We start from the raw sequence: 2,304 nt of genomic DNA, 5'->3' as shown, positions 1-2,304 counted from the left end.
GAAGCGTTCATATTCTGATACATCCATCAAAACAGCAGCACTTTTGCCATGTTGAGTAAGTATAATTGGTTGCTTCTCTTTTTTTAAGCGTTTTATAAAATCCGCAGATTTCTTGCGAAACTCGGAGAGAGGTTCTATATCTTTTGAAATTGAAATATCCATATCAGTACTTTAAAAGTTTTTTTATGCACTAAAAAGATACTGATTGAGATTTGAACTTACAACATTAGGGTAGGTTGGTTTACGGTTTGGCGTTTAACCGGCTTGGCCTTTATGAGTAGAAATGTAATTAAAACTGTGAACTTCTTTAAGCCTACGAATTTTATAAGGGCAAATAGTGGCCAAGTCCGCGTTGAAACGCTGGTGTGTGCCCGGCATGGGTGCCTTGGCTTACAGGAATGTAAGTCATAAATCTTGAGGGTGCCACAAAGTGATCCCCATGGGAAAAGTTCCTTATGGGCAGGGGTGACGTCCTGAACCATTAGCAAGTCGCAAGGGCGTTGCGGGTAACCGCAGGTCTGCCCCGAAGGGATGGCCATGCCAAAGGAAGCGAGACTGTCCCGAAGGGATGCCCGTGGCGCAAACTCCGGTCCTGACGAACAGCCCCAACGGGATGCCCAGGGCAGAACCGCATAAGAGGCTTGATGAACTGGACGAGCAAACACATCATTGTGATGTCCAAAACACCGTGAGGTGCACGCTCATTAAGTAGATGCGGCAGGCATTGGAGGAAAGAAGGCACTCTTACCCGGGGAGATCCCGGCTCTGCTTTGGCAGGGTTGGGAAGTCAGCCGACGTCATAGTAGTCCCGACTGGCTGGTCGGGATGAAGGACGGAATGTTACCCGGCATTCGATGGAGGCCAGACTTCGGGCTCGCCAAGGATAGATTTCCTTGAGTTCGAATAGCTGCCACTAAAAGATGCCATCTGAACAAAACAACGATGATAGAACAAGTAATCCAACAACGGAATCTGAACAAAGCCTACCAAAAGGTCTGCGCTAACAAAGGAGCAGGCGGAGTGGATGGGATGGAAACACCCCAGCTGAAAGCCCACCTGCAAACTCACGGCCCGACCCTGATAGAGCATATCCGCAATGGAAGCTATCAGCCCAGCCCGATCAAAGGCGTGGAAATACCCAAACCGAACGGCAAGAGGAGGATGCTTGGCATCCCGACGCTGACCGACCGGGTTATCCAGCAAGCCCTGCATCAGGTGCTTGAGCCTGTATTTGAGCCGGACTTCCAGCGGCACAGTTACGGATTCCGTCCCAACCGCAACGCCCACCAGGCTGTGCAACAAGCCCAACGGAACATTAATGACGGCTATCAGCATGTGATAGACATTGATTTGAAGTCATTCTTCGATCAGGTCGACCATGCCATACTGCTGGAATTGGTACACCAAAAGGTCACGTGCCAGCTGACGATGAAGCTGTTGCGAAAGTTCCTGCGCGCTCCGATGCAGATCAACGGAACCTTACACAAACGCAGAAAGGGAATGCCGCAAGGCTCTCCCCTCAGTCCCCTGCTATCCAACATTCTGCTCAATGAACTTGACAGAGAGCTGGAAAAGCGCGGACATCGCTATGTGCGGTATGCCGACGATTTCAGTATCTACGTGCGCAGCAAACGAGCCGCCCGACGGGTAGGTAACAGAATCTACCTGTTTCTCAGGGATGTACTTCGCCTGCCGATAAACCGGGAGAAAAGCGGGATTCGACGCCCCTCAACATTCAACATACTGGGCTATCATTTTGTCCCGGTATTCAAGAAAGGGGCCAGAGGGCAATACCAACTGGTGGTGAGTGCGAAGAGCAGGAAAGCCTTCAAGCGAAAGCTTAAAGAGCTGACCCGCAAAACCATTTCCATAAGTTTTGCCGAACGAATCCGGCGGCTCAACCGGCTGATACGAGGCTGGCTGAACTACTTCAAACTGGCCAACATCCACGGCAAATTACAAGCACTGGATAGTTGGCTGAGAAAACGGCTGCGGTACTGCATTTGGTCCCGAGGCCTAGGGAGAAGAAACCGGAACGCAAACGGAAGAACCTGATGCGCCTGGGAGTAAACCCTGAAGATGCCTATGCATGGAGTCCCGACAGCTGTCGGGATGGGAGGCTGGAGAGTCGCTCAAAGCCCCATCCTGAAAACGACAATAACCTTAGCCAGAATGAAGAAACGGGGCTATATTGGAACTCTATCACCAAATCAGGTCAACGTAGCAAACCGCCGTATACGCGACCCGTATGTACGGTGGTGGGAGAGGCGCACCGTGGGCTTATTGCTCACGGCCGTCTACTCG

2 protein-coding genes and 1 pseudogene are annotated in these 2,304 nt (G+C 51.0%); 2 read left to right on the top strand and 1 reads right to left on the bottom strand.

The window, feature by feature from the left end; all coding sequences use genetic code 11:
• A partial coding sequence (locus L6773_RS21880; RefSeq protein WP_369431610.1) for a type II toxin-antitoxin system Phd/YefM family antitoxin occupies positions 1–162 on the bottom strand: 162 nt, incomplete at its 3' end.
• A 780-nt stretch (positions 163–942) separates the two neighbouring features.
• Here L6773_RS21880 and ltrA point away from each other — a divergent pair.
• A complete protein-coding gene (ltrA, locus tag L6773_RS21120; protein WP_237856659.1) occupies positions 943–2,055 on the top strand; it encodes a group II intron reverse transcriptase/maturase in 1,113 nt (370 codons plus the stop codon).
• Positions 2,004–2,304, top strand: a pseudogene (locus L6773_RS21115) (hypothetical protein); the annotation flags it as partial. The gene ltrA and the pseudogene L6773_RS21115, both read left to right, overlap by 52 nt.

Origin of the sequence: Rhodohalobacter sulfatireducens (genome assembly GCF_022012475.1) — a bacterium.
In the GTDB taxonomy this organism is placed as follows: Bacteria; Bacteroidota; Rhodothermia; order Balneolales; family Balneolaceae; genus Rhodohalobacter; species Rhodohalobacter sulfatireducens.
Note: the sequence above shows the minus strand (reverse complement) of the source record. Positions and strands in the feature narration are given on the sequence as shown.

What these genes read in the sequence shown, in the direction of transcription:
- ltrA (WP_237856659.1), top strand. Translation starts at nt 943, where the DNA reads ATGATAGAACAAGTAATCCAACAACGGAATCTGAACAAAGCCTACCAA.